The 7,426-nt window shown below is 50.5% G+C and carries 10 protein-coding genes; 9 read left to right on the forward strand and 1 reads right to left on the reverse strand.

The window, feature by feature from the left end:
• The first annotated feature begins 32 nt into the window (after positions 1–32).
• From AK963_RS23110 to AK963_RS23120, 3 genes are read left to right on the forward strand one after another with little or no spacing between them, the layout of a single operon-like run.
• Positions 33–1,742 (forward strand): DEAD/DEAH box helicase, encoded by a 1,710-nt coding sequence (locus AK963_RS23110; protein WP_066017767.1) that lies wholly within the window; start codon positions 33–35, stop codon positions 1,740–1,742.
• Between the two features lie 10 nt (positions 1,743–1,752).
• The gene (locus tag AK963_RS23115; RefSeq protein WP_175404610.1) at positions 1,753–2,277 is read left to right on the forward strand and encodes a KilA-N domain-containing protein; all 525 of its coding nucleotides are present in this window, start codon (positions 1,753–1,755) and stop codon (positions 2,275–2,277) included.
• A 4-nt stretch (positions 2,278–2,281) separates the two neighbouring features.
• A complete protein-coding gene (locus tag AK963_RS23120) occupies positions 2,282–2,461 on the forward strand; it encodes a hypothetical protein (RefSeq protein WP_066017769.1) in 180 nt (59 codons plus the stop codon).
• A gap of 4 nt (positions 2,462–2,465) precedes the next feature.
• On the opposite strand, the gene AK963_RS23125 is transcribed toward AK963_RS23120, so the two are convergent.
• Positions 2,466–4,118: a recombinase family protein gene (locus AK963_RS23125; RefSeq protein ID WP_083232857.1), complete on the reverse strand. Its 1,653-nt coding sequence runs from the start codon at positions 4,116–4,118 to the stop codon at positions 2,466–2,468.
• An 82-nt stretch (positions 4,119–4,200) separates the two neighbouring features.
• On the opposite strand from AK963_RS23125, the gene AK963_RS23130 reads away from it, so the two are divergent.
• The 6 genes from AK963_RS23130 to AK963_RS23155 all read left to right on the forward strand — a co-directional run.
• Positions 4,201–5,037, forward strand: a complete 837-nt coding sequence (locus AK963_RS23130; RefSeq protein ID WP_066017771.1) for a hypothetical protein — start codon at positions 4,201–4,203, stop codon at positions 5,035–5,037.
• A 100-nt stretch (positions 5,038–5,137) separates the two neighbouring features.
• A complete protein-coding gene (locus AK963_RS23135; protein ID WP_066017772.1) occupies positions 5,138–5,452 on the forward strand; it encodes a hypothetical protein in 315 nt (104 codons plus the stop codon).
• Positions 5,452–6,102 (forward strand): phage adaptor protein, encoded by a 651-nt coding sequence (locus AK963_RS23140; RefSeq protein WP_066017773.1) that lies wholly within the window; start codon positions 5,452–5,454, stop codon positions 6,100–6,102. Before AK963_RS23135 ends, AK963_RS23140 begins: the two co-directional genes overlap by 1 nt.
• Positions 6,103–6,708 (forward strand): hypothetical protein, encoded by a 606-nt coding sequence (locus tag AK963_RS23145; RefSeq protein WP_066017774.1) that lies wholly within the window; start codon positions 6,103–6,105, stop codon positions 6,706–6,708.
• A complete protein-coding gene (locus AK963_RS23150; RefSeq protein ID WP_066017775.1) occupies positions 6,708–7,061 on the forward strand; it encodes a hypothetical protein in 354 nt (117 codons plus the stop codon). The genes AK963_RS23145 and AK963_RS23150 overlap by 1 nt, the downstream gene beginning before the upstream one ends.
• A 10-nt stretch (positions 7,062–7,071) precedes the next feature.
• Positions 7,072–7,426 (forward strand): hypothetical protein (locus AK963_RS23155; protein ID WP_139117603.1); only part of this gene is annotated, 355 nt, incomplete at its 3' end.

Consider the following 7,426-nt stretch of genomic DNA (forward strand, 5'->3'; position numbering starts at 1 on the left):
CAAAATTATTGAAGAGATGAAGCGAGGCTCCAATGGCTTATGAACTCCGCTGGTATCAGCAGGAGGCCATTGATGCGATCTATCAATACTTCAGCGCCTCCGATGGTAACCCGTTGGTCTGTGTCAGCACTGGTGGTGGCAAGTCGGTCATTATTGCTGATTTTATCCACGGTGTGCTAAAGCACTGGTCAGACCAACGGTTCCTGATCCTCTCTCATGTAAAAGAGATCATTGAGCAGAACCATGAAAAGATCGTCACGCTCTGGCCAGAGGCTCCGACTGGTATTTACTCGGCCTCTATGAAGTCGAGAGATACGGACGCTCAGGTGTTGTTTGCCAGTATTCAGAGCGTTCATAAACGAGCAGAGCAGCTTGGCCACTTTGATTTGTTATTGGTCGATGAGAGCCACTTGATTTCCTCTGCTAACTCGGAATCTATGTATTTCAGGCTGATAACAGCCCTCCGGGAAATAAACCCGGCATTGAAAATAATCGGTTTTACCGCCACGCCTTATCGAATGAAACAGGGATTGCTGACGGAGGGGAAGAACCCGCTCTTTAATGAGATTGTCTACGAGACAGACATTCAACGGTTGATAGACGATGGCTTTCTTTCACCGCTTCGCTCTAAAGCGGGAAAGGAAAAGATCGAACTCGCAGGTGTAAGAACCCGGCAGGGTGACTACCTTACCAGCGATATGGAAGAAGCGGTCAATAAAAACGACGTCACCGGAAAGGCCGTGGATGAAATCATCGAATACGGTCAGGATCGCAAGGCATGGTTAATCTTCTGTGTCAGCGTGGCCCACGCTCATCAAGTTAAAGAATTACTGGTGTACGAAGGCATTGAGGCCGAGTGCATCACCGGAGATACCCCGAAGGACGAACGGGCTCAGATATTGGCCGATTACAAGGCCGGAAAGATCAAGGCCCTGACGAGCCAAGGGGTGTTGACCACCGGCTTCGATGCCCCGCTAACCGACCTTATAGCGTTGCTACGTGCCACCAAGTCTCCCGGCCTCTACGTTCAAATTCTTGGCCGTGGGCTACGAATTAGCCCCACCACGGGCAAAACGGACTGTCTGGTATTGGACTACGGAGGCAACGTCGAACGCCACGGACCAATAGATAGAATTACCGTGGACCATATCAAGGCCGGGAAGGGGACGGGCGAAGCGCCGGTTAAAGAGTGCCCTGAATGTTTTGAACTGATTCTTGCCGGTTTGCGGGTATGCCCTGCCTGCAACTATGAATTCCCGGAGAAAGAAAAGCACGAGGCTGAAGCATCTAAGGCGGCCCTGCTGGCAAACCAGATAGAGCCGGAATGGTTGGACGTGGATGAAATCATTTACAACCGGCACGAGAAAAACGGCAAGCCACCCTCCATTCAGGTCACTTACCGCTGTGGATTTTCAACCGTCCGTGAATGGGTCTGCATAGAGCATGGTGGCTATGCACGACAAAAGTCCGTTATCTGGTGGATGAAGCGCTTTAGCCAGGAATCCTGCCCTGAGTTCACCGACGATGCTTTGGATCGCCTAACCAACGTTCGGGATATGCGTGAGCCCTGCCGGATAGAAGTGATACAGGATGGTCGCTGGCAACGGGTCAGGGCTTACGATTTTACCACCAAGGAAGGAACCCCCAGCGAATGGAACGACAACCCCGAGGGCAGGCCAATCCAGAATGACGCCTTTGAGGCTGGACACTTTGACACTTTTGATTCGGATATTGATTTTTAGGGTGGAAGCTATGACTAACAATTACGTTTTGCTTTGTGGACAAAAAGTAAGGATCAATGAAGACGGACTTATCTGCCTGACTGATATGTGGAAGGCCAGTGGAGGGCGATCAAAACATCAAGCGGGAAAGTTCATCGTCAATGACTCAACTCGTGGATTCATCAAGTCCCTTGAGGCCAATACCGGATATCCGGTATTGAAAACCGTTAAAGGTGGCAAGGCATCTGGTACTTGGGCTAACAAACTGCTGGCCTATAAGTATGCAGGCTGGATTGATCCCGATTTCGAAGTAGGTGTTTATACCATTCTTGATCAGTATTTCTCAGGTAATCTCCAAGCCGTAAGCCCTCTGGAGCGAATGAATGATCTGGTTGTTCGGGATCGAATTTCAAAGGCCAAAGGCACCGAAGCTGGCAAAAGCCTGAACGCAAGGAAGCAGGAAAAGCTAGAGCTGGCCATCGAAGCAGAAGAACTCCTGAAGGAATTTCAACTTATGTTGCCGCTGAATCTGAAGCTTGTTATCAAGGGGAGATAGGGATATGGATAGGAAGCAGGTAAACAACGAAAGTCAGAAGAACCACAAAATCATTTACTCGGTAGACATTAGTGAGCCTTTGCTTGATCGTTTTTTGGCGCTTGCCAAACAGAAGAAAACTTCAGGATCAAAGATACTGCAAAAGCTCATGCAAGAATGGACGGAGAATAAAGGTGCAGAGTAACTATTTACTCTGTGTCCTCAGGTTCAAGGAAACCAATTTTTTTCCCACCTCTATAGACGGTGCAACTCAAGTCATTATGCATAGCGGCTTTGAAGGTTGCACCTGTATACAAATGAATTTTTAAAACACATTTGTCGTTTTTATTTTTACCAGCCGTTATTGTAATTTTGTCCACCACTTTACTGACGGAGTTATTGAATGGAATCAGGTCTTCCTTTGATGCTTTACCAATAGAGAATTTACTGTGGAAGTTATTGATCTGTTCAATTCCCGCCCCCATGGAGGGTGACAGTATAAACTTCAAGTCATGTTCCCATGAGTGAATAAGTTTAGTGAGCTTGCTGATTTCATTTTCAAGCTCAACCATTCGGGAAACTCCCGTTTTTGACCCGGCCTCGATCAGTTCCGCCAGATTATCAATCCTTTTCTGCTTATCCTGTATTTCAGCTTTCACTCGCTGAATATCATTTATAATCTTGTTTTTCCTCTGGTTTGAGGTTTTTTCTAAAATATCATCCTTATCAATATGGCTGATGGCATACACCAGACACCTTTGTATCGGATCACTGTAATAGCTTGGCTCCGAACATCCGTTGTAATGAACATACCGGTTGTGACATTCATACCTTCCGGTCTGGTTAGAGTTTGACATTCTGAATGGACCGTTACAGCTTCCGCAGCGCATAAGCCCCCGGAAGAAATTCGGGTTAGATGTTGAAGGTCTGCCACGGTTCCGTTCTTTCCTGTGTTCAATGGCGGCTTTAGCCTGATAATAAAGCTTTTCTGAAATCACGGGAGGATAGGCTTTAATTTCCTCCCCTGTTTTAATTTTTCTTTCTCGTCCATCAACCATAATCCGCTGCCTCGGCTCATAGATGCCGAGTACCTGCTTTCCATGGAAAAGGCGATTAATGAATGTACCCGATACTGTCGTGGTTTTATCTTTGTGCCTGCCAGGCTTTTTTATGACTTCAGCCAGATTATTATCCATCACATACTTTGCGATCTGTGTGTAGCCCATATCCCGGTTGATACAGCAGTCATAAATATCCTTAATGACAGCAGCCGCCTGTTTATCAAGCACCGGCTTGCCACTGGATATATCAATCCATTTTGGATAGATCTCTTTATGAGCAATGATACCGTTTTTAATTTTTTCTCTTGCCTTCTTCCAGCTCTCTTTTTTACGCCTTGACTTGGTTGCACTTTCTTCGTGGGCTCTGGCCATAATACAAATTGCCAGCATTAACGGAGAGGGATCGGTTTGTACTCGATCTTCGCTAAAAATCTGACCATCAAAATGAGTACAAATAGAAACGCCATAGTTAATGATGGTCAGGAAAAGCTGTAATGCTTTTGGTATTCGCTCCCGGCTCAGTCGATCCAGACTTTCAATCAACAGAACGGCTGGCTTTTGAATTAATCCATTTTCCAGGGCATGAATGAATTGACCAAGGGCAGCATTATCATCAAGATTCCTGCCATGGTACGCCGATTTGCCAATATCAATCAGGCTGAAATCGGTATTCATTATCCAGCCTTTTTGTTCAGCAAATTCATGGCTCAGACGCAACTGCCTTGGGATACCATCACCCCTTTTTTGCACGCCAATGGTTGATATCCTGTTATATGAATAACATTGTATTTGTTGTTCCATACAGACCTCTAATTTATTTTTTAACGTATCAATAAAGCGGTATTGAGTAAATTATATTGTTTTACCTTTCCCTACGGGGAACATGGCCAACGCCCTGAGCGTTGTCTATTCCAAAAAGCTCAATGCGAAGTTCTACAAGAGCACCGTATTGGCCGCCATCTGTAACACCAACTGGGAAGGCGAGATTCAAAGCGAAGGCTCGAAGGTCGTTATCCGTACCCGCCCGGACATCACCATCGGTGACTACGACCGGGCGACCGGCGTTGTGTACCAGGACCTGGAACCGGCCACCACGGAACTGCCCATCGACAAGACCAAGTATTACGGTTTTATTGATGACTACATCCAGACTGCACAGGCCGACATTGCGCTGGTCAATGAGTCTGCCGCCGATGCTGCCGAGGGCATGAAGATCGCTGTAGACGGTGACGTGCTGGGCAATATCTACACCGATGTCCACGCCGACAACAAGATTGACGGCGGTGGTACTGGCGTGGTGGTTGATAAGACCAACGTGCTGGACTACATCGTGGACATGGGCACGTTGCTTGATGAGAAGAACGTGCCGGAGTCTGGCCGCTGGCTGGTTCTGCCGCCATGGATGTGCGGCATGATCAAGAAGTCGGAGCTGAAAGACGCTTCCCTGGCCGGTGACGGGACTTCCATCATGCGCAACGGTCGCCTCGGCATGATCGACCGCTTCACGCTGTATTGCAGCAACAACCTTGCCGTTGCCACCGGGGTGACCCAGTGCATGGCAGGCACTAAGGACTTCACCGGTTTTGCCAGCCAGTTCATCAAGCATGAATCGCTGACGCTGGAGAAGCATTTCGGTATCGGCCATCGTGGACTGCAAGTCTACGGTTACAAAGTGCTGAAGCCGGAAGCTGGCGTTCTGCTGGCGGCCAAGAAGTCTTAAACCACCGCTTTCCGCCTCCCGCTACCCGTACAAGACTCCATTCGTGGTGCTTTTGCGGGGCGCGGGCAGCGGGAAGCGTTTTTTCAGAGGAGCTGAAAAAATGGCATTTAATCTCGATACCTGCCGCAGCAAGGACGAACTGGAAACCTTTGCGCAGGAAATGTTCGGCGTTGACCTGGACAAGCGGAAGAAACTGGACGAGCTGAAGGCCGAGATCAGGGGATTGATTGCCGGTAACCAGCAGACCCTGAACGACGACACCCCCGAACCGGACAGTGAACCGAATAACCCGAAAGCCGTGATCCGGTGGGTATTCAACCAGAACACTAAGTCCGTGGTGATGTATCACGATGGGCTGAAGAAACGACTCGGCGTGGACCTGACCCCCTGTCAGCAAGATGGGACGCCACTCTAATGAAGGTGGTGGACATCATACAGCGGGTTCGTGACCTGCTACAGGACGGGGCAGCCATTCGCTGGACTAACACCAACCTGCTGGACGCCTATAACGAGGCACTGCTGGCAGTGGTGCAGAACCGGCCTGATGTGAACTCTCAGCTCCTGTCCTTTACCTGTCAGCCGCAGGCGGTGCAGTCACTGCCGCCTGGCACTTACCGGTTGCTGGATATTGTGGATAACCTATCCACAGGCCGGACGGTGATCGCCACCACTCGCAGCAGTCTCGACAGCCTGTTGCCCAACTGGACGACAGCCACCGGTACGGATGTGGAGCAGTATGTCTACGACCAGAAAAGTCCGTCCGTGTTTTATGTGTACCCTGTGCCCCCGGCGGATCACCCGCTTAATCTGCTGGTCAGCCAGGCACCCGCACGGATCGTCATTACCGATTTTGACACGGATACCCAGTTATTCAGTCTGGATGAACTGTGGATCAACCCGGTGATCAACTACATGCTGTTCCGGGCATTCAGCATGGATATGGAGACAGAGGCCAATATGCAGCAGGCGCAGAGCTATCTGGCCATGTTTGCCAATGACCTGGGGCTGAAGTGGAATGTAGATCAGCTTTTCCGGCAGATGCTACAGGGCAAGGTGGAGGTATAGATGGAACTGGACGCCTACCTTTTCCGCATACGCCCGTATGCCAAGGGCTGCCCGGATCAGGTGATCCGCAATTACCTGATCATAACCCTGCGGGACATTTGCCATCGGGCCAATATCTGGCGGCACAGTGACAAGCTGTTTATGGTGAAGGGCATTAAGGACTACACCCTGACTGCACCCACTGGCAGCGAGATAGCCACGGTGCAGAATCTCCTGCGGGAAGACGGCACCCGACTGGAAAGCCGTGATCTGCTGCCGCCTTACCTCGCTTCCGGTACCCCTTATTACTACCGCCATGTTGAAACCACCGCACTGCAAGTTGCTCCGATCCCTGACAAGAATGTCATGCACAATATTGAGCTGACCCTGATGCCAGCCTTTGACGCGACGGAAGTGCCGGACGAAGTGGGCAATCTGACCCTTGAGTTTGCCTGCTGGGGTGTACTGGCGGATTTGCAGATGATGCCCGATGAGCCCTGGACCAACCCGCAGCTTGCAGAGGTCAACCGGCAGAAGTACGAGAAGGAACTCAACCGCAAGCGCATTCGTGGACTGGTGGGCGTCAGTGGTGGTGAGCAGTCGGTAACCCGCAGGCAGTTTGTCTGATGGCCATTCCCGCTTCCACCACCCTGCCTGCCTTTATCCGGGGTGACAGCTATTCCGTGCCGGTGTCGTTCAGTGGTGAGGATGGCACACCACTGGACCTGACCGGATGGACGCTGATCTTCACCCTGAAGTTTCACCGGATGCAGCCGGATGACGAAGCCGTGCTGCAAAAACGGATGACGGTATCCGGCACGACGGCGGTGATGTACCTGGCACCGGAGGAGACCAATGAGCTGACACCCTACCACTACGAATACGATGTGCAGTTATCCACACCCGATGGCAGTGCCATATCGACCATCGCTATTGGCAGGGTGGAGATTCAGTCAGGGGTTACCCACGCATTGATATAGGAGGCAGGCAATGGCAGATGAACCCGCGATATTGGCCACCATTAATAACGATGTGGCCGTCGTTGCTGCCTTACAGCAGAGTATTGAGGCAGATCGTATTGCTGTAGAAGCATCACTGGCTCACGGTCTCCCGCTGATCGAAGGTGCGGCAGACAGGGCAGATACCCTCTCCGCATCGCTGTGGGGCATGACCACGGAAAACCGGCAGCTCAACAGCGACATCATCCAGCACCATGGTGATATCCAACGCTGGCACGATGCCCATGAGGCCGACAAGTTGCAACTGACCGCCATGAAAAACGAGATGGAGGTATTGCATGACTCGGTGGCAGACCTGGTGAACCAGAGCCCTGCTGCCAATGTTA

This window comes from Endozoicomonas atrinae, from assembly GCF_001647025.1.
GTDB classification, from domain to species: Bacteria; Pseudomonadota; Gammaproteobacteria; order Pseudomonadales; family Endozoicomonadaceae; genus Endozoicomonas; species Endozoicomonas atrinae.

Excerpts from the sequence above, each read along its gene's own strand:
- AK963_RS23120 (WP_066017769.1), top strand. The coding sequence starts at position 2,282 with ATGGATAGGAAGCAGGTAAACAACGAAAGTCAGAAGAACCACAAAATC.
- AK963_RS23115 (WP_175404610.1), top strand. The coding sequence starts at position 1,753 with ATGACTAACAATTACGTTTTGCTTTGTGGACAAAAAGTAAGGATCAAT.
- AK963_RS23130 (WP_066017771.1), top strand. The coding sequence starts at position 4,201 with ATGGCCAACGCCCTGAGCGTTGTCTATTCCAAAAAGCTCAATGCGAAG.
- AK963_RS23150 (WP_066017775.1), top strand. The coding sequence starts at position 6,708 with ATGGCCATTCCCGCTTCCACCACCCTGCCTGCCTTTATCCGGGGTGAC.
- AK963_RS23135 (WP_066017772.1), top strand. The coding sequence starts at position 5,138 with ATGGCATTTAATCTCGATACCTGCCGCAGCAAGGACGAACTGGAAACC.
- AK963_RS23145 (WP_066017774.1), top strand. The coding sequence starts at position 6,103 with ATGGAACTGGACGCCTACCTTTTCCGCATACGCCCGTATGCCAAGGGC.
- AK963_RS23110 (WP_066017767.1), top strand. The coding sequence starts at position 33 with ATGGCTTATGAACTCCGCTGGTATCAGCAGGAGGCCATTGATGCGATC.
- AK963_RS23140 (WP_066017773.1), top strand. The coding sequence starts at position 5,452 with ATGAAGGTGGTGGACATCATACAGCGGGTTCGTGACCTGCTACAGGAC.
- AK963_RS23125 (WP_083232857.1), bottom strand. The coding sequence starts at position 4,118 with ATGGAACAACAAATACAATGTTATTCATATAACAGGATATCAACCATT.